We start from the raw sequence: 16,717 nt of genomic DNA on the forward strand, positions 1-16,717 counted from the left end.
AAAGAATGATGAAAATAACTAATAGAAAAAGAGGCGGGTGATTTGAAAAAATGGAAAAACACGTAGCACCGCTTCATTTTCACGGGCTACGTGGTGAAAAATGGCTTACTCGATGTTCTGAATCTGTTCGCGCATTTGTTCGATCAATACTTTCAGTTCAATGGCGGAATTAGTGACTTCTGCATTGATCGACTTAGACGCCAGCGTGTTCGACTCACGGTTGAATTCCTGCATCATGAAGTCCAGACGGCGGCCAACCGCCTCTTTTTTCTTCAGGATGTTGTAGGTTTCTTTCACGTGCGCTTCCAGACGGTCCAGCTCTTCTGCTACGTCGATGCGTTGCGCCATCAGCACCAGTTCTTGTTCCAGGCGGTTATTTTCCAGTTGGACCTGAGCGTCTTCCAGCTTGGCCACCAGACGTTCGCGCTGCCACTGTAAGATCTCCGGCATGTGCGAGCGTACTTTGACGACTTCTGCGCTGACGCCTTCAAGACGTTGCTCAATCAGGGCTTTCAGCGCCTGGCCTTCGGTTTCGCGGGCGACGATGAAGTCGTCCAGCGTACCGTCAAGGGCACTCAGGATTTCTGCTGCAATGGCGTCCAGATCCTGCTCCTGAGCGGCCATGACTCCCGGCCAGCGCAGAATATCAACCGGATTGATTTCCCCTTCATCACTCTGCATTTTGACCCAGTTAGCGGCGGTGACGAGTTGCTTTGCGAGCTTCTCATTCAGAATGAGTTCACCTTGTGCGCTTGCATCGGGTTCAAAACGCAGCGTACATTCGACTTTACCGCGCGTCAGGCGCGTGCGAATACGATCACGAACAACAGGCTCGAGGCTACGGAACTGTTCCGGCAGACGAAAATACGTTTCCAGATAACGCTGGTTTACCGAGCGCATTTCCCAGGTGGCGCTACCCCATTCACCCTTGATTTCACGCCGGGCGTAGGCGGTCATACTGCGGATCATAGACGTTCCTGTTTTTAAAGGAGAGATGGGGGGATTATAGCTATGCATGCCCTGTCAGGATAGGAATAACCGACGGAAGTCCGTATAATGCGCAGCCACATTCGTTTCAAGCCGGAGATCTCAATATGCGTCCAGCAGGCCGTAGCGCTAATCAGGTGCGTCCCGTAACCCTGACCCGTAATTATACAAAACATGCTGAAGGCTCGGTGCTGGTCGAATTTGGAGATACCAAAGTGCTGTGTACTGCCTCTATTGAAGAAGGCGTACCTCGTTTTCTGAAAGGGCAAGGGCAGGGTTGGATTACTGCTGAATACGGTATGCTGCCACGTGCTACGCATACGCGTAATGCGCGTGAAGCGGCGAAGGGCAAGCAGGGCGGCCGTACCATGGAAATTCAGCGTCTGATCGCTCGCGCATTGCGTGCCGCGGTTGATCTCAAGACGCTGGGCGAATTTACTATCACGCTGGACTGCGATGTTATTCAGGCCGACGGTGGTACTCGTACGGCTTCTATCACCGGTGCTTGTGTTGCTCTGGCCGATGCGCTGAAAAAGCTGGTCGAGAACGGTAAGTTGAAAACCAACCCGATGAAAGGAATGGTTGCCGCGGTATCCGTGGGTATCGTGAATGGCGAGGCGCTGTGTGATTTGGAGTATGTTGAAGACTCTGCTGCAGAAACCGATATGAATGTGGTGATGACTGAAGATGGCCACATGATTGAAGTGCAGGGTACGGCAGAAGGCGAGCCGTTCAGCCACGAAGAACTTCTCTCCTTGTTGGCGCTAGCCCGAGGGGGAATCGAATCTATTGTAGCGACGCAGAAGGCGGCGTTAGAAAATTGATTTTTAAGGCGACTGAGAAGTCGCCTTTTTTTTGTCTGAAATAAAGTGAGATGAGGAGCGAATCCATGAAACCGTATCAGCGCCAGTTTATTGAGTTTGCGCTTAACAAGCAGGTACTAAAGTTTGGCGAATTTACGCTGAAATCCGGGCGCAAGAGCCCCTATTTCTTCAATGCCGGACTGTTTAATACCGGGCGCGACCTGGCTCTGTTAGGTCGTTTCTATGCGGAAGCGCTGGTGGATTCCGGCATTGAATTCGATTTGCTGTTTGGCCCTGCATACAAAGGGATCCCGATTGCCACCACAACTGCAGTTGCGCTGGCGGAGCATCACGACAAAGACCTGCCATACTGCTTTAACCGTAAAGAAGCCAAAGACCATGGGGAAGGCGGCAATCTGGTCGGTAGTGCGCTACAGGGGCGCGTGATGCTGGTAGACGATGTGATTACTGCCGGCACCGCGATCCGTGAATCGATGGAGATTATTCAGGCGAATGGCGCAACGCTTGCGGGCGTGCTGATTTCATTGGATCGTCAGGAGCGTGGACGTGGCGAGATTTCAGCCATTCAGGAAGTGGAACGCGACTATCGCTGTCAGGTGATCTCTATTATTACGCTGAAAGACTTGATTGAGTACCTGAGTGAGAAACCAGAGATGGCTGAGCATCTGGCTTCCGTTCGCGCGTACCGGGAAGAATTCGGGGTGTAATTTCGCCTGAAATGCCCGGTAGCGTTTCGCTTACCGGGCAATAAAGAGTTACTGCAACTGTGCGGCAACCAGCGGCCAGCGGGCGTCGAAATCGTCCGTCGGTCGGTATTTGAATTCGCTGCGAACAAAACGTGACAGCATGCCTTCACAGAACGCCAGAATCTGGCTCGCCAGCAGCGTTTCTTCCGTGACGTAACCTTCGCCTTCACGCATTCTCTTTTCCCGCAAAACCTGGCGCAACTGCGCTTCGATACGTTCAAAGAGCTGATTGATTCGCCCTTGCAAGCGGTCTTGTTCAAACATTAATGCGTGTCCGGTGAGAATACGCGTCAGACCGGGATTGCGTTCGCCAAATCCCAAAATCAGCAACACAATCAAACGCAAGCGTGTGCTGGTGTCTTTCTCATCTTTCAAAATTAAATTGATACGGGTAATCAGACTATCTTCGATAAACTCAATCAGGCTATCGAACATGCGCGTCTTGCTGGGAAAATGGCGATACAGCGCAGCTTCAGAAACGCCGACGGAAGCTGCCAGTTTTGCTGTCGTGATGCGCTGGCTTCCATCGCTGGATTCCAGCATCAGAGCCAGAGACTGAAGTATTTCTTCGCGACGATTCCGTTTCGCAGTTTGTTTTTCTGCCATGTTACAAAATACCCCTGAAAATAAGCACTTGCCAGGCTGGCACCCACACTACGACCGCAAACTCAGGGTTTGCGGTAATATTATGACGTTATTGCGTAGTGGGATACGTGACGTACTACTTGCGTCCTGAATGGCCGAAGCCGCCTTCACCACGGTCAGTGGCATCAAAATCTTCCACCAGATTAAATTCGGCCTGCACAACAGGAACAAAAACCATCTGTGCGATACGTTCGCCAGGCTCAATGGTGAAGCTGTCCTGACCACGGTTCCAGACGGAAACCATCAACTGGCCCTGGTAATCTGAGTCGATCAAGCCGACCAGGTTGCCCAGCACGATACCATGTTTATGACCCAGGCCGGAGCGCGGCAGAATAACGGCTGCCAGAGAGGGATCGGCGATATGAATAGCCAATCCTGTCGGCAGCAACGTCGTTGCGCCAGGCGCCAGCTCTACGGCGGCGTCGAGACAGGCTCGCAGGTCAAGTCCGGCGGAACCGGAGGTGGCATATGTCGGAAGCGGGAACTGCTGTCCAACTCGCGGGTCCAGAATCTTAACGTCGATTTTTTTCATCATAACGGGTCACGATCTCGTCGAGTAATAATTGGCCGAGGAGTTCTTTACGCTCAAGCGGTAAGACTTTATCTCCATCCTGCCAGAAAAGGTGCAAAGCGTTGCTGTCGCTGTTAAAGCCTTGAGTTGTAATCGAAACATCATTCGCGCAGATCATATCAAGGTTTTTACGGATACGTTTTTGCCGGGCATATTCTTCCACATTATTCGTTTCGGCGGCAAACCCAACAACAAAGGGACGATTAGCATCAAGTGCGGCGACCCCGGCGATAATGTCAGGGTTTTTGACCATTTTTATTGTTAATTCATCACCCTGAGTGGCTTGTTTCTTGATTTTTTCATTCGCGACAGAGGCAGCCCGATAGTCAGCCACTGCGGCACAACCGATAAAAATATGCTGCTGTTGCGCTGCCGCCTGGACTGCTGCTTCCATTTCCAGCGCAGTCATCACATCAACACGCTGAACAAAAGGCGGTGTCGGCAGTGATACCGGCCCGGAAACCAGCGTTACATTAGCACCGCGCCGCGCGGCTGCGGCGGCAATCGCGAATCCCATCTTGCCGGAGCTGTGGTTAGAGATATAGCGCACCGGGTCGAGTGGTTCGCGCGTTGGACCCGCCGTAATCATGATGTTGAGATGTTGCAGATCGTTGACAGGCGAAAAATGTGCTGCGGCCATGTCCACAATCGTTAACGGGTCGAGCATGCGGCCAGGGCCCACATCTCCGCATGCCTGGCTTCCGCTGTCCGGGCCCCAAATCAGCAAGCCGCGGGAGGCAAGAATGCTCAAATTATGCTGCGTTGCCGTGGCGCGGTACATTTGCTGGTTCATCGCCGGGAGCACGGCAACCGGTGACGGCGTGGCCAGACAGATCGTTGAGACCAGATCATTCGCCATACCGGCAGCGACGCGGGCAATCAGGTCGGCCGTCGCCGGAGCGAGGATAACCAGATCGGCCCATTTCCCCAGCTCAATGTGACCCATGGCCGCTTCGGCTGCGGGATCCAGCAGGCTGTCGGAAACGGGGTAGCCCGAAACCGCCTGTAAACTCAGAGGGGTAATAAAGGCTTTTGCCGCTTCAGTCATTACCACGCGGACATCGGCGCCGCGTTCGCGCAAACGACGTACCAGTTCCGGGGTTTTATAGGCCGCAATGCCGCCGCTAACACCGAGAACGATTTTTTTACCGGCCAGGCTCATCATGATCTTTCCTGTGGGGTGTTGGGTTTCACCAGAAGGCGGATATTTTATCACAATCCTTAGCGCGTCGTGTTTTTGCCCGCGATTCACTTTGCGAAGCGGTACGCAGGGGTGATAACAGGGCGTCGAATCCCCTGAGTGGCTGTGCCAACATGTGGCATGACTAAGGGGAGGGTGCGTATGGATACCGCAGAAAGTTTGATGCCTCGGGAAAAAATGCTGCAGTCAGGAATTGGTTCTCTCAGCGATGTGGAGCTTCTGGCCCTCTTTCTGCGTACGGGAACGCCAGGAAAAGATGTGATGACGCTGGCGAAAGAGATGCTCTGTCATTTCGGTTCGCTCTACGGCCTGCTGACGGCTGATTTTATACAGTTCCGTTCCCTTTCTGGGGTGGGCATTGCTAAATATGCGCAGCTAAAAGGGATTGCAGAACTGGCCCGGCGTTACTACAACGTGCGGATGATGGAGGAAAATTCGCTGCTGAGTCCGGAAATGACGCGGGAATTTTTGCAAAGCCAGCTCATGGAAGAGGAACGGGAGATCTTTCTGGTGATCTTTCTTGATGCCCAGCATCGCGTCATTACCCACAGTCGTCTTTTTGCCGGAACGCTCAGCCATGTTGAGGTGCATCCGCGTGAAATCATCCGCGAGGCGATAAAATTAAATGCGTCGGCGGTGATCCTTGCACATAATCACCCTTCGGGGTGTGCAGAGCCGAGTAAAGCGGATAAACTCATCACCGAGCGTGTGGTAAAATGTTGCCAGTTCATGGATATCAGAGTACTTGATCACCTTGTGATTGGGCGCGGAGAGTACGTTTCTTTTGCCGAACGTGGCTGGATTTAGAGCACTTTGCGCGATCCAGTGGGATCTTTGTCTGTTCGGGACTTGAGCACACCGCTTACACAGCGTATACTACGCCACCTTTGAGAATCTCGGGTTTGGCATTTGGGCCTGGCAATCGAGAGTTCGCTTAGAACTGCGATAACCGGGCTGAGAAGCCTGACGAGGCGCCAATACCCCATACGAAGCTCGAGCTAATTTGATTTTTGGAGAATAGACATGTCCCGAGTCTGCCAAGTTACTGGCAAGCGTCCGGTGACCGGTAACAACCGTTCCCACGCACTGAACGCGACTAAACGCCGTTTCCTGCCTAACCTGCACTCTCACCGTTTCTGGGTTGAGAGCGAGAAGCGTTTTGTCACCCTGCGTGTATCTGCTAAAGGTATGCGTGTTATTGATAAGAAAGGCATCGAAACAGTTCTGTCTGAACTGCGTGCCCGTGGCGAAAAGTACTAAGTACTAAGAGGAAATAAATCATGGCTAAAGGTATTCGTGAGAAAATCAAGCTGGTTTCTTCTGCTGGTACTGGTCACTTCTATACCACTACGAAGAACAAACGTACTAAGCCGGAAAAACTGGAACTGAAAAAATTCGATCCAGTTGTTCGTCAGCACGTTTTATACAAAGAAGCGAAAATCAAATAATTTTCGTTTTGATGTAAAGAAAAACCCTGCCTCGGCGGGGTTTTTTGTTTTCTGGCTGTCCCCATAATAAAAACATATCAAACAGTACCGGAGACGCTATGCCTGAATTACCTGAAGTAGAAACCAGCCGTCGTGGGATTGAACCCCACCTGGTTGGGGCAACCATTTTGCACGCCAACGTGCGCAATGGGCGTTTACGGTGGCCTGTATCAGAAGAAATCTACCGTCTGAGCGATAAGCCCGTACTGAGCGTGCAGCGCCGTGCCAAATACCTGCTGCTGGAGCTACCGGATGGCTGGATAATCATTCATCTGGGGATGTCAGGCAGCTTACGTATCCTCCCCGAAGAACTCCCTGCAGAAAAGCACGACCATGTTGATTTGGTGATGAGCAACGGGAAAATTCTCCGCTATACCGATCCGCGTCGCTTTGGCGCATGGCTGTGGACGAAAGAGCTGGAAGGGCACAATGTCCTGGCACACCTTGGCCCGGAGCCGCTGAGCGACGATTTCAACGGCGAGTATCTGCAACAGAAATGCGCAAAGAAGAAAACGGCCATAAAGCCGTGGTTGATGGATAACACGTTGGTGGTGGGTGTCGGTAATATCTACGCCAGCGAGTCGCTGTTTGCGGCAGGCATCCATCCTGACCGTCTGGCCTCGTCATTGTCGCAGGATGAGTATGTGCGGCTTGTACGTGTGATTAAGGCTGTTTTACAGCGTTCTATCGAACAGGGCGGAACGACGTTGAAGGATTTCCTGCAAAGTGACGGTAAGCCAGGATATTTTGCGCAGGAATTGCAGGTATACGGACGGAAAGGTGAACCTTGTCGGGTCTGTGGCACACCGATTATCGCCACCAAACATGCTCAGCGCGCGACGTTTTATTGTCGTCAGTGTCAGAAGTGATTGAAGGGGTGAGTGGTTGCATGCCGGATTAGCGCCAACGCTATCCGGCATCGTCGTTACTTCAGCTTATCCATCAGTGCCTGATGGACGTTGGCTGGCAGGAAATGGGTAACATCGCCCTGATGACGTGCCACCTCTTTGACCAGCGAAGAAGAGATAAATGACCACTCTTTGGAGGGCATCAGGAAGACGCTTTCCAGTTCTGGCATCAGATGGCGATTCATGTGCGCCAACTGCATTTCATACTCAAAATCCGCCACCGCGCGCAGGCCACGAATCAGAATGCTCGCCTGTTGTTCGCGAGCGAAGCTCGCCATTAAGTCGCTAAACCCCATCACGTCGACGTTACCGAGATGCGCCGTCGCTTGTTGCGCCAGCTCCACACGTTCTTCAAGTGTGAACATCGGTTTTTTACTGGGGCTTGCGGCAATGGCCAAAATCACGCGATCGAACATTTGAGTCGCACGTGTCACGATATCGATATGACCGTTAGTAATCGGATCGAAGGTACCCGGATAAATTGCCCGTTTTTGCATGACAGCCCTCAATGCGTTTTAGGTGGCAGATAGGGTTCCAGCAGTTGTAGCAGACGCTGAAGCGCGCCCTGGTTTTGATACAGCACTTCAACAGCATGGCGACCATAGAAATTACGGTAATCGGCATCGGTCAGCAAAGAAGAGACTTCTTTTGCCAGTGTTATGTCATCGGTGACGGTGATAAGACCACTTGCCTGCTCCAGACGGGCGCAAATATCTTTAAAATTAAAGGTATGCGGTCCCATTAATACTGGGATAGCGTGCGCAGCGGCTTCCAGTGGATTATGCCCGCCCCGATCAACCAGTGAACCGCCGACGAAAGCGAGATCCGCAATACCGTAGAGCAACATCAACTCGCCCATGGTGTCGCCAATGACCACCTGAGTACTGGCAGAGGGCACTTCTCCTGAGGAGCGTGTGGTAAAGCTTAGTCCAGCCTGACGTACGAGGTTAATCGCATCCGGAAAACGTTCAGGATGTCGGGGAACCAGAATTAGCAGCAGATTGGGAAACTGGTGTAGCAACGCCTGATGCGCGGCGATAATCACGCTTTCTTCACCGTCATGGGTACTGGTGGCAATCCACACGGGACGATGCGGTGCCCACTGACGACGCAAGGTGATGGCTTTCGCCGCAAGCTGTGGGGTGACAGAAATATCGAACTTCAGGCTGCCGGTGACGGTAACTTGATTGCTTCTCGCCCCCAGCGTTACGAAACGCTCACCGTCTTCGCCATTTTGCGCCGCAATAAGCGTAATACGACGCAGTAGTATGCGGACAAATTTGCCCAGTTTTGCGTAACCCGCTGCTGACCGTGCAGAAAGGCGCGCATTGGCAATCACTAATGGAATATGGCGTTTGTGCAGTGCAGCAATCAGATTTGGCCACAGCTCAGTTTCCATGATCAACACCAGTTTGGGGTCGACTTTATTGAGGAAACGATTGAGTGCGTCAGGTAAGTCATAAGGCAGATAGACGTGCTGAACATCGCTACCAAAAGCGGACTGCACGCGCTCTGAACCCGTAGGCGTCATGGTTGTGACCGTGATCGGAAGATCCGGATAACGGTGACGCAGAGCGCGAACTAAAGGAATTGCGGCCAGTGTTTCACCCACGGAGACGGAGTGCAGCATGATCCCGCCGGGTTTCAGTGGGCGACGGTAAAATCCGTAGCGTTCACCCCAACGTTTTCGATAGGCTGGTGCCTTACGTCCGCGCAACCAAAGCCGTATCCAGATCAATGGCTGAATAAGGTAGAGAAGGGCGGTGTAAAGCAATTCGAGCATAATAAATAGCTGACTTAGGGATGTGCTGGGGATTCTATGTATTTAGCTCAGGCTTTACCATTACTTTTCCTATTTTTGAATCAAATAGCCTGAAACGTGGATAAAGAATGCAGGAGGCCACAGTTTTTTTGTATTTTTATGCGATTCATTGATTTTCCCCTGTAACGCAATCTTAAATGGCCGTATTAGCTCGGTGTGCTGTTTTTTATTCCACTGATTATAAAAGAAAAAAAATGCGACACGCTTAAAATTTATTCATATCGGATCGCGGCGAAAGAAGTGTTACACTAACATGCACAAAGTAAGTGCGCGTATCAGTATTCAGGTAGCTGTTGAGCCTGGGGCGGTAGCGTGCTTTTTTTCTGCTTACCTTTACCGGAAAATCACAACAAAAGAGTCGCTTGTGGATAAGCCATTTAGAAAAATCCTGGTCGTAAAGATGCGTTTTCACGGAGATATGTTACTCACGACTCCCGTTATTAGTACGCTAAAGCAGAATTACCCTGATGCAAAAATCGATGTACTGCTTTACCAGGACACAATGCCCATTTTGTCTGAAAATCCTGAAATTAATGCTCTTTACGGCATAAAAAATAAGAAAGCCGGCGCGATGGAGAAAATTTCAAACTTCATTCAACTGGTCAAAACGTTACGGGCAAACCAATACGATCTGATCGTAAATTTGACCGACCAGTGGATAGTCGCTCTGCTGGTGCGAATGCTGAATGTTCCGGTCAGGATTTCACAGGATTATAGCCACCGTCAGTCCTCATTTTGGCGAAATAGCTTTACTGCCATGGCGCCACTGCAGGGAGCGAATGTGGTGGAGAGTAACTTATCCGTTCTGGCTCCATTAGGGGTCACGTCGAACGTGGCTCGCACGACCATGAGCTATAACCCGTCTTGCTGGGAGCGTGTGCGCAGCGAGTTAGATAGGGCGGGGGTCGGCGAGCGTTATGTGGTGATCCAACCCACCGCACGCCAAATTTTTAAGTGCTGGAATAACGAGAAGTTTTCACAGGTCGTTGATGCTTTGCACGATCGTGGCTACGAGGTTGTGCTGACTTCCGGACCCGGGCAGGACGATTTGGCTTGTGTTGATACCATTGCTCGGGGCTGTAAAACACAACCTGTTACGGCGCTTGCCGGTAAGGTGACGTTTCCAGAACTGGGGGCGTTGATTGATCATGCCGATCTGTTTATTGGCGTAGATTCAGCGCCTGGACACATTGCCGCCGCCGTCGATACTCCGCTGATTTGCCTGTTCGGGGCGACGGACCATAATTTCTGGCGGCCGTGGTCGAATAATATGATTCAATTTTGGGCGGGTGACTATCGCGCCATGCCTCCACGCGAGCAGCGCGATCGCAATGAAATGTATCTTTCCGTTATTCCGGCAAGTGACGTTATTGCGGCTGTTGATAAGCTGCTGCCATCAGGTTGCGTTTCTTCTGTGGCGGATACCCCATCATGATCGTCGCATTTTGCCTGTACAAATATTTTCCCTTCGGCGGTTTACAGCGTGATTTTATGCGCATTGCGCAGACCGTCGCCTCGCGCGGTCATCATGTCCGGGTCTATACCCAGTCCTGGGAAGGCGAGTGCCCGGATGATTTTGAACTGATCCGGGTTCCAGTGAAATCGCGCACGAATCATGGTCGTAACGCTGAGTATTATTCCTGGGTGCAGGCGCATATGCGTGAGCATCCGGTTGATCGGGTTGTCGGGTTTAATAAAATGCCGGGGCTGGATGTCTACTACGCAGCCGATGTCTGTTATGCCGAGAAAGTCGCACAAGAAAAAGGTTTCTTTTACCGGTTGACGTCACGGTATCGCCATTATGCAGCTTTCGAGCGTGCAACCTTCGAACAAGGTAAGCCAACGAAATTGCTGATGCTAACGGATAAGCAGATAGCCGATTTTCAGAAGCATTATCAGACTGAAGCCGATCGCTTTCACATTCTCCCTCCGGGAATTTATCCGGACAGAAAATACAGCCAGCAAATTCCAGATAGCCGGGAAATTTACCGTCAGAAAAACGGTATCACAGAGCAACAGAATTTACTGTTACAGGTCGGTTCTGATTTCACGCGTAAAGGTGTCGATCGATCTCTCGAGGCGCTTGCTTCATTACCTGAGGCTCTGCGGCATAATACGCTACTGTTTATTGTGGGTCAGGATAAGCCGAGAAAATTTGAATCTCTGGCAGAAAAGCTGGGCGTAAGAGCAAATGTCCATTTCTTTTCTGGCCGTAATGATGTGGCTGAGTTAATGGCCGCCGCCGACATATTATTACACCCTGCTTATCAGGAAGCTGCCGGTATTGTTTTACTGGAGGCGATCACCGCGGGATTACCGGTTCTGACCACCTCCGTTTGCGGCTACGCACATTATATTGTGGATGCAAATTGCGGTGCAGTGATTGAAGAGCCTTACCGACAAGAAGGGTTAAATGAGATTTTACGCAAAGCGTTAACTCAACCTTCATTGCGTGCAGCCTGGGCAGAAAACGCCAGGCATTATGCTGATACACAAGATTTGTACAGTCTGCCAGAAAAAGCGGCGGATATTATTACAGGTGATTTGGATGGTTGAGCTGAAAGAGCCTCTGGCCACGCTATGGCGAGGTAAAGATGCGTTCGAGGAAGTGAAAACGTTGCAGGGTGAAGTCTTCAGAGAACTGGAGACCCGCAGAACACTGCGATTTGAACTGGCCGATAAAAGCTACTTCCTTAAATGGCATAGAGGCACGTCCCTAAAAGAGATCGTCAAAAATCTACTCTCACTGCGTATGCCAGTGTTAGGTGCCGACAGAGAGTGGAATGCAATTCATCGGCTCCGTGATTTAGGCGTAGACACGATGCACGGTGTGGGGTTTGGTGAAAAAGGGGTGAATCCTCTGACCAGAACCTCATTCATCATTACCGAAGATCTCACTCCCACTATCAGTCTGGAAGAGTATTGCGCTGACTGGGCAACGAATCCTCCTGATGTAAAAGTGAAGCGGATGATCATCGAGCGTGTTGCTACGATGGTGCAAAAAATGCATGCAGGCGGGATCAATCATCGTGATTGCTATATCTGCCACTTCCTTCTGCATCTGCCTTTCTCAGGTGAGGAAAAAGGCCTCAAGATTTCGGTTATTGACCTACATAGGGCGCAGATTCGTCATAGCGTTCCACGCCGCTGGCGCGATAAAGATCTGATCGGTCTCTATTTTTCCTCAATGAACATCGGCCTGACTCAGCGGGATGTTTTCCGCTTTATGAAGGTTTATTTTAGTTTACCCCTGAATGTCATCTTCCAGCGGGAAGATGAGCTTATTAAAAAAGCTAAAATAAAAGCAGAAAAAATCAGAGAAAGAACAATTCGCCGATCGTTATAAATAAATTATTGCGAGTATTGTCGATTTACAGGTCAGGATGAAGTTCAGCGCTTCATCTTTTTCCGAATTGAATAAAAGGCAGTGCAAAGTAATATCAATCGCACTTCCAAATATATTGGGTAAATATTAAATATGTCACAGTTTAGTGATAAAGACGTCATTCTTTCTGTTATGGAGTATAACTTTCATGACAGAATATCTGAAAATAATCTTAATATAGCGTTTGGCATAGATAAAAATTTTCTTTTTGGATGTGGTGTATCTATTGCTTCTATATTATTAAGCAATAAATCGATAAACTTTGACTTTCATGTTTTTACTGATCATTTTAGCGAAGATGATCAGAAAAGATTTTCTGCATTAGCCGAACAATATAAAACCTGTATCAAAGTCTATTTAATAGATTGTAATAAATTAAAGTCGTTACCCAGCACAAAGAACTGGACATATGCGACGTATTTCCGTTTTGTTATCGCCGATTACTTTTATGGTAAGCTAGAGAAGCTTTTGTACCTGGATGCTGATATCGCCTGTAAAGGCAGTATTCAGGAACTGGTTGATTATTCATTTACGGAGCATGAGATTGCTGCGGTGGTTGCAGAAAGAGATATCGAATGGTGGACTGACCGTTCTGTAACCCTGACTACTCCTGAGCTTGTATCTGGATATTTTAATGCAGGTTTTTTGCTTATTAATATTAATGAATGGCAAAAAAATGATATTTCAGTTAAAGCCATTGAGATGTTGCGAGTTCCTGAATGGGTGGCAAAAATTACGCATTTGGATCAGGATGTCTTAAACATTCTTCTTGTTGGTAAAGTGAACTTTATTGATGGGAAATATAATACTCGCTTTAGTATCAATTATGAATTGAAAGATAAAGTGGTAAACCCGGTCAATAATGATACTGTGTTTATTCATTATGTTGGACCGACAAAACCCTGGCATGAATGGGCAAACTACCCTGTTTCGCAAAGCTTTATTTATGCGAAAGAGCATTCTCCCTGGTGCAATGTCGCTCTGCTCCAACCTGCAAATAGCAACCAATACAGATATTGTGCCAAGCATAAATTTAAGCAGAAAAGATTTCTTCAGGGCGTGTTAAATTACATAAAATATTACAAGGCTAAAACGATTAAATAATAAAAGACCTTTTAATAGTAACTAATATAATGGCTATCCCATGATTCATAAAAAAAAGATTAAAGATTTAACTGTATTCATAAAAGATAATGATCCTTTTTATGAGAAAATATTAAATGATTTTCTCAATTTCGATCTCAAAATACTGAAGGTATTTCGCTCGATTGATGATACAAAAGTCATTTTGATTGACACACCTCGAGGTCCGATTGTATTAAAAGTCTTCGCACCAAAGCATAAAAAGATAGAGCGATTTCTTAAATCGTGTATAAAAAAAGACTATTATGAGAATTTGATCTACCAAACTAATCGAGTTCGTAGTGAGGGGGTCAATTCTATTAATGACTATTATTTGCTTGCAGAGTATAAAACATTAAATTTTGCACATTATTTCATAATGCTCATCGAGTATATTGAAGGCGTTGGACTAGAAGAATATAAAGAAATACCTGCAGATATAAAACTGCAACTTGCTGAGTCAATTAAAGAGTTACATGCTCACGGTATGGTTTCAGGAGACCCTCACAAGGGTAACTTTATTGTTTCTGAAAAAGGTCTTCGCCTGATAGATTTATCAGGTAAAAAAATAAGTCCTGTATTGAAGGCTAAGGACAGAATTGATCTTGAGCGCCATTACGGTATAAAAAACGAAATTCAAGATTCAGGATATAACTCGTTGCTCTTTAAAAAGAGATTGAAATCTATAATCAGGGATATAAAAGTAAAGCTCGGGTTGAAAAAATAGTAACAAAATTGAACGACTAAACTCCGACACAATATCAATGTATTGATGCTGTAATATCTATGAAAACGAAAGGTGAACGGGAATTGGATTTTAAAAATTTAACCAAATTTAAAGATATCATAGCATTAGACAGTCGTACGGTTAAATGCAATGACCGCGATACTTTTAATATTTCATGGGGAATTGATAGTAATTATCAAGTCGGTGCTGCAATATCGATAGCATCAATTCTTGAGAATAATAAGCAGAATGATATTGACTTTACATTTCATATTATTGCTGACTACCTTGACCAGGATTATGTCGAGCTCTTAACACAGTTAGCGGAACAGTATAAAACAGTCATTAAATTATATCATATCGACTCTGAACCATTGTCTACGCTACCAAAAACGAATATATGGCCAGTATCAATATATTATCGCTTACTTTCTTTCGATTATTTCTCTGAACGGCTGGATAAGTTACTCTATCTTGATGCAGATATCACATGCAAAGGTTCATTGATAGAGCTTTCCGAACTGGAATTCGATCACGAGTACGGAGCAGTAGTGGTTGATGTTGATTCAATGCAAGCTAAAAGCGCAGAACGACTGAATAACACAGAGTTTGAAGGTAATTATTTTAACTCTGGGGTGATGTATATCAATATGAAGCAATGGTTGCAATCAAATCTGACTGAGCGGTTTTTCGATTTACTTTCTCAGGAAGATATTGCTGCAAAAATAAAATATCCAGATCAAGATATTTTAAATATTATGTTCCTTCACCATGCTAAAATCTTGCCCAGAGAATATAACACTATTTATTCTTTAAAATCTGAGTTTGAGAAAAAAAATAAAGATTACTACAAATCAATCATCAACGCGAAAACCATATTTATACATTATACTGGTGTGACTAAACCATGGCATGATTGGGCAAATTATCCATCAGCACAATTTTTCCGCAGCGTGTATAAAATATCGCCATGGCGAGTGAAAAGTTTACTTCCCGCAGTACGGAAACATGAATATAGAGAAAAATACAAACACTTGCTTTATCAAAATAAAATAATCAGCGGTCTTTTTTCAGCAATTAAATATAACTTAATGAAGGGTTGATTTTATATGATTGATAAAATCATCTTTACGGTTACGCCAATTTTCTCTATACCGCCGCGTGGTGCGGCTGCAGTTGAAACATGGATGTATCAGGTCGCGCAAACTACCCGTATTCCAAACCGTATCGTCTGCATCAAAAATGAAGGGTATACTGATTATTCGAAGGTAAGTGAAAAGTGCTCTATTCATCGTATCGGATTTAGCAGAATATATAAGCGAATTTTTCAGAAATGGACCCGACTGGATCCTTTACCTTACTCTCAGCGCATATTAAACGTTGCTAAAGATTTTTCAATCACTGATAAAAGTGTTATTGCTGTACACAACAGCATGAAACTGTATCGACAGATTCGCCAGCGAGCCCCTCAAGCAAATGTCGTGATACATATGCATAATGCGTTCGAACCAAAAGGATTGGAGAAGAACGTTAAGATGATAGTTCCCAGCCTGTTTTTAAAAAACTACTATCATTCATATCTCCCTGAAGCAGATATTGCCATTGTTCCTAATGGAATTAATCTGGAAATTTATCAATCAGATTATGAGCCAATCTCCAGGTCGGACCTGAATATCACACCCGAAGATAAGGTGATATTTTACGCTGGGCGTATTGTACCTGATAAAGGTGTATTACTGCTTTTACAGGCATTCGAAAAACTCGTTGAGTCGCACCCGAACTTTAAACTGGTGGTGGTTGGCGATCATATGGAAGTCAGTAAAAGCGATAAAGGGGCTTATCAGCGTGAAGTCCGCGAAATTGCAGAGCGTTTGACGGATAACTGCATTATGTTGGGAAGTATCCCTCCCGAAAAAATGCACCGCTACTATCCACTCGGTGATTTAGTTGTGATCCCTTCTCAATTCCAGGAACCTTTCTGTATGGTTGCAATTGAGGCCATGGGGGCAGGTAAACCCGTGTTGGTGAGTACGCGCGGAGGAATGATTGAGTTTGTTAAAAGCAAGGATACTGGCTATCACTTAAGAGAGCCCATGACCGCAGAAACTATTGCGGAGGACATTGAGTGCGTACTGCATGACAGCGAACTATCGGCTATCGCGAAGCGCGGGCAACAGTATGTTTTTGAGCATTACAGTTGGACGAGTGTGACTCAGCGGTTCGAGGATGTTATTCACCGTTGGTTTGACTGAAATAAAAAAGGCTACCTAACGTAGCCTTTTTTATTGAGAA

Annotated in this window: 19 protein-coding genes; 13 read left to right on the forward strand and 6 right to left on the reverse strand. The window is 47.3% G+C overall.

The genetic code is table 11. The features are described 5' to 3' along the window. Positions 1–105: 105 nt before the first annotated feature. Positions 106–969, reverse strand: coding sequence for a YicC/YloC family endoribonuclease (locus AC07UY_RS04950; RefSeq protein WP_494659614.1), 864 nt, complete (start codon positions 967–969; stop codon positions 106–108). A gap of 125 nt (positions 970–1,094) precedes the next feature. Here AC07UY_RS04950 and rph point away from each other — a divergent pair, with 125 nt between their 5' ends. Both rph and pyrE read left to right on the forward strand, forming a co-directional pair. Beyond that, on the forward strand, positions 1,095–1,811 hold the full coding sequence (rph, locus tag AC07UY_RS04955; RefSeq protein ID WP_494659615.1) for a ribonuclease PH: 717 nt from the start codon (positions 1,095–1,097) through the stop codon (positions 1,809–1,811). Positions 1,812–1,876: 65 nt separating this feature from the next. Next, positions 1,877–2,518 carry an orotate phosphoribosyltransferase gene (pyrE, locus tag AC07UY_RS04960; protein WP_203359570.1) on the forward strand — a complete coding sequence of 214 codons (642 nt, stop codon included), beginning with the start codon at positions 1,877–1,879 and terminating at the stop codon, positions 2,516–2,518. A 48-nt stretch (positions 2,519–2,566) separates the two neighbouring features. Here the strand turns inward: pyrE and slmA are convergent, their stop codons facing one another. The 3 genes from slmA to coaBC form a co-directional block, all read right to left on the reverse strand. Further along, complete coding sequence (slmA, locus tag AC07UY_RS04965; protein WP_203359571.1) at positions 2,567–3,163, reverse strand: nucleoid occlusion factor SlmA; 597 nt, start codon at positions 3,161–3,163, stop codon at positions 2,567–2,569. Between the two features lie 115 nt (positions 3,164–3,278). Beyond that, positions 3,279–3,737, reverse strand: coding sequence for a dUTP diphosphatase (gene dut, locus AC07UY_RS04970; protein ID WP_203359572.1), 459 nt, complete (start codon positions 3,735–3,737; stop codon positions 3,279–3,281). Further along, on the reverse strand, positions 3,715–4,935 hold the full coding sequence (gene coaBC, locus AC07UY_RS04975) for a bifunctional phosphopantothenoylcysteine decarboxylase/phosphopantothenate--cysteine ligase CoaBC (RefSeq protein ID WP_301700525.1): 1,221 nt from the start codon (positions 4,933–4,935) through the stop codon (positions 3,715–3,717). Before coaBC ends, dut begins: the two co-directional genes overlap by 23 nt. 180 nt (positions 4,936–5,115) lie before the next feature. On the opposite strand from coaBC, the gene radC reads away from it, so the two are divergent. The 4 genes from radC to mutM all read left to right on the forward strand — a co-directional run bounded on the left by radC (position 5,116) and on the right by mutM (position 7,330). Next, positions 5,116–5,781 carry a RadC family protein gene (radC, locus tag AC07UY_RS04980; protein WP_203359573.1) on the forward strand — a complete coding sequence of 222 codons (666 nt, stop codon included), beginning with the start codon at positions 5,116–5,118 and terminating at the stop codon, positions 5,779–5,781. Between the two features lie 216 nt (positions 5,782–5,997). Then, complete coding sequence (gene rpmB / locus AC07UY_RS04985; protein ID WP_003024071.1) at positions 5,998–6,234, forward strand: 50S ribosomal protein L28; 237 nt, start codon at positions 5,998–6,000, stop codon at positions 6,232–6,234. Between the two features lie 20 nt (positions 6,235–6,254). After that, positions 6,255–6,422 carry a 50S ribosomal protein L33 gene (rpmG, locus tag AC07UY_RS04990; RefSeq protein WP_003024094.1) on the forward strand — a complete coding sequence of 56 codons (168 nt, stop codon included), beginning with the start codon at positions 6,255–6,257 and terminating at the stop codon, positions 6,420–6,422. A 98-nt stretch (positions 6,423–6,520) separates the two neighbouring features. After that, the gene (gene mutM, locus AC07UY_RS04995; protein ID WP_203359574.1) at positions 6,521–7,330 is read left to right on the forward strand and encodes a bifunctional DNA-formamidopyrimidine glycosylase/DNA-(apurinic or apyrimidinic site) lyase; all 810 of its coding nucleotides are present in this window, start codon (positions 6,521–6,523) and stop codon (positions 7,328–7,330) included. 56 nt (positions 7,331–7,386) lie between these two features. Here the strand turns inward: mutM and coaD are convergent, their stop codons facing one another. Together coaD and waaA are read right to left on the reverse strand one after the other, a co-directional pair. Next, positions 7,387–7,866 (reverse strand): pantetheine-phosphate adenylyltransferase, encoded by a 480-nt coding sequence (coaD, locus tag AC07UY_RS05000; protein ID WP_203359575.1) that lies wholly within the window; start codon positions 7,864–7,866, stop codon positions 7,387–7,389. An 8-nt stretch (positions 7,867–7,874) separates the two neighbouring features. Further along, positions 7,875–9,152 carry a lipid IV(A) 3-deoxy-D-manno-octulosonic acid transferase gene (waaA, locus tag AC07UY_RS05005; RefSeq protein WP_494659616.1) on the reverse strand — a complete coding sequence of 426 codons (1,278 nt, stop codon included), beginning with the start codon at positions 9,150–9,152 and terminating at the stop codon, positions 7,875–7,877. 403 nt (positions 9,153–9,555) lie between these two features. Between waaA and rfaQ the strand changes: the two genes are divergently transcribed. The 7 genes from rfaQ (at position 9,556) to AC07UY_RS05040 (ending at position 16,677) form a co-directional block, all read left to right on the forward strand. Beyond that, positions 9,556–10,626, forward strand: a complete 1,071-nt coding sequence (gene rfaQ, locus AC07UY_RS05010; protein WP_203361184.1) for a lipopolysaccharide core heptosyltransferase RfaQ — start codon at positions 9,556–9,558, stop codon at positions 10,624–10,626. Then, on the forward strand, positions 10,623–11,747 hold the full coding sequence (locus tag AC07UY_RS05015) for a glycosyltransferase family 4 protein (RefSeq protein WP_203359576.1): 1,125 nt from the start codon (positions 10,623–10,625) through the stop codon (positions 11,745–11,747). The genes rfaQ and AC07UY_RS05015 overlap by 4 nt, the downstream gene beginning before the upstream one ends. Beyond that, complete coding sequence (rfaP, locus tag AC07UY_RS05020; RefSeq protein WP_494659618.1) at positions 11,740–12,537, forward strand: lipopolysaccharide core heptose(I) kinase RfaP; 798 nt, start codon at positions 11,740–11,742, stop codon at positions 12,535–12,537. The genes AC07UY_RS05015 and rfaP overlap by 8 nt, the downstream gene beginning before the upstream one ends. A gap of 132 nt (positions 12,538–12,669) precedes the next feature. After that, positions 12,670–13,680 (forward strand): lipopolysaccharide 3-alpha-galactosyltransferase, encoded by a 1,011-nt coding sequence (gene waaO / locus AC07UY_RS05025; RefSeq protein WP_494700876.1) that lies wholly within the window; start codon positions 12,670–12,672, stop codon positions 13,678–13,680. A gap of 40 nt (positions 13,681–13,720) precedes the next feature. Next, positions 13,721–14,425, forward strand: a complete 705-nt coding sequence (rfaY, locus tag AC07UY_RS05030) for a lipopolysaccharide core heptose(II) kinase RfaY (RefSeq protein ID WP_494700875.1) — start codon at positions 13,721–13,723, stop codon at positions 14,423–14,425. An 83-nt stretch (positions 14,426–14,508) separates the two neighbouring features. Continuing rightward, a complete protein-coding gene (locus AC07UY_RS05035; protein ID WP_494700909.1) occupies positions 14,509–15,528 on the forward strand; it encodes a glycosyltransferase family 8 protein in 1,020 nt (339 codons plus the stop codon). Between the two features lie 6 nt (positions 15,529–15,534). After that, entirely contained in the window at positions 15,535–16,677 is a 1,143-nt protein-coding gene (locus AC07UY_RS05040) for a lipopolysaccharide N-acetylglucosaminyltransferase (RefSeq protein ID WP_494700874.1), read from the forward strand. Positions 16,678–16,717: the final 40 nt, after the last annotated feature.

The sequence above is a fragment of the Citrobacter sp. GW821-FHT02E08 genome (assembly GCF_059421685.1).

Excerpts from the sequence above, each read along its gene's own strand:
- AC07UY_RS04950 (WP_494659614.1), bottom strand. The coding sequence starts at position 969 with ATGATCCGCAGTATGACCGCCTACGCCCGGCGTGAAATCAAGGGTGAA.
- rph (WP_494659615.1), top strand. The coding sequence starts at position 1,095 with ATGCGTCCAGCAGGCCGTAGCGCTAATCAGGTGCGTCCCGTAACCCTG.
- pyrE (WP_203359570.1), top strand. The coding sequence starts at position 1,877 with ATGAAACCGTATCAGCGCCAGTTTATTGAGTTTGCGCTTAACAAGCAG.
- slmA (WP_203359571.1), bottom strand. The coding sequence starts at position 3,163 with ATGGCAGAAAAACAAACTGCGAAACGGAATCGTCGCGAAGAAATACTT.
- dut (WP_203359572.1), bottom strand. The coding sequence starts at position 3,737 with ATGATGAAAAAAATCGACGTTAAGATTCTGGACCCGCGAGTTGGACAG.
- coaBC (WP_301700525.1), bottom strand. The coding sequence starts at position 4,935 with ATGAGCCTGGCCGGTAAAAAAATCGTTCTCGGTGTTAGCGGCGGCATT.
- radC (WP_203359573.1), top strand. The coding sequence starts at position 5,116 with ATGGATACCGCAGAAAGTTTGATGCCTCGGGAAAAAATGCTGCAGTCA.
- rpmB (WP_003024071.1), top strand. The coding sequence starts at position 5,998 with ATGTCCCGAGTCTGCCAAGTTACTGGCAAGCGTCCGGTGACCGGTAAC.
- rpmG (WP_003024094.1), top strand. The coding sequence starts at position 6,255 with ATGGCTAAAGGTATTCGTGAGAAAATCAAGCTGGTTTCTTCTGCTGGT.
- mutM (WP_203359574.1), top strand. The coding sequence starts at position 6,521 with ATGCCTGAATTACCTGAAGTAGAAACCAGCCGTCGTGGGATTGAACCC.
- coaD (WP_203359575.1), bottom strand. The coding sequence starts at position 7,866 with ATGCAAAAACGGGCAATTTATCCGGGTACCTTCGATCCGATTACTAAC.
- waaA (WP_494659616.1), bottom strand. The coding sequence starts at position 9,152 with ATGCTCGAATTGCTTTACACCGCCCTTCTCTACCTTATTCAGCCATTG.
- AC07UY_RS05015 (WP_203359576.1), top strand. The coding sequence starts at position 10,623 with ATGATCGTCGCATTTTGCCTGTACAAATATTTTCCCTTCGGCGGTTTA.
- rfaP (WP_494659618.1), top strand. The coding sequence starts at position 11,740 with ATGGTTGAGCTGAAAGAGCCTCTGGCCACGCTATGGCGAGGTAAAGAT.
- waaO (WP_494700876.1), top strand. The coding sequence starts at position 12,670 with ATGTCACAGTTTAGTGATAAAGACGTCATTCTTTCTGTTATGGAGTAT.
- rfaY (WP_494700875.1), top strand. The coding sequence starts at position 13,721 with ATGATTCATAAAAAAAAGATTAAAGATTTAACTGTATTCATAAAAGAT.
- AC07UY_RS05040 (WP_494700874.1), top strand. The coding sequence starts at position 15,535 with ATGATTGATAAAATCATCTTTACGGTTACGCCAATTTTCTCTATACCG.